Source organism: Vreelandella olivaria, assembly GCF_023507745.1.
GTDB lineage: Bacteria > Pseudomonadota > Gammaproteobacteria > Pseudomonadales > Halomonadaceae > Vreelandella > Vreelandella olivaria_A.
This window is the reverse complement of the sequence record NZ_JALPZO010000050.1, coordinates 1-737: the sequence shown is the minus strand read 5'-3', so window position 1 is coordinate 737 and position 737 is coordinate 1. Positions and strand designations below refer to the sequence as shown.

The window sequence follows — 737 nt, the reverse complement described above, 5'->3', positions numbered from 1 at the left end:
GATCGTCAGCCAGGGCGATCTGACCCTGGCGGCCCGGGATATCGTCCTCGATGGCGCCACCACCAGTGGCGAATCCATCGCCCTGGATGCCGATCACCTGAGCCACCGCCAGGGCGAGATGCTGCAGATCGGTGACGATAAGGACTTGGCGCTTTCCGCCCGGCAGTCGCTGGACAATACCGAGGGCCTGATCGCTAGCAATGCCGGACTCGATATCATTGCCGGTGAACTGACCAATACCGCTGGCACCCTGCAGGCGCTGGGCGCTTTCTCGCTCAACATCGAGAGCTTGACCAATCGCCAGGGCGAACTTATCGCTGGCGACGCCCTGACCCTGGTGGCCGCTGGGGACATCGACAACACCCAGGGCCAATGGCTGGCGGAGCGTATCGACGTCACCGCCGCTGGTCTGGACAACACTGGCGGCCTGATTAGTGCCGCCAGCGGTGAGTTGCGCGTGCGGGCGGACGAACTCGACAACACCTCGGGTCGGCTGGAAGCCACGGGCGATCTGGCCCTCGATATTGCTGAGACGCTGACCAATCAGGATGGCGAGATCATCCACGCAGGCGAGGGCGAGGCGCGCATCATTGCCTCACGCCTGGAAGGTAGCGAGGGTCTGATCGTCAGCCAGGGCGATCTGACCCTGGCGGCCCGGGATATCGTCCTCGATGGCGCCACCACCAGTGGCGAATCCATCGCCCTGGATGCCGATCACCTGAGCCACCGCCAGGGCG

At 64.6% G+C, this 737-nt stretch carries 1 protein-coding gene and 1 pseudogene; both read left to right on the top strand.

Features of this window, described 5'->3' with window-relative positions; genetic code table 11:
• Position 1 precedes the first annotated feature (1 nt).
• A pseudogene (locus tag HP566_RS21815) lies at positions 2-310 on the top strand (hypothetical protein); the annotation flags it as partial.
• A 27-nt stretch (positions 311-337) separates the two neighbouring features.
• A partial coding sequence (locus tag HP566_RS03980; RefSeq protein WP_249975966.1) for a hypothetical protein occupies positions 338-737 on the top strand: 400 nt, incomplete at its 3' end.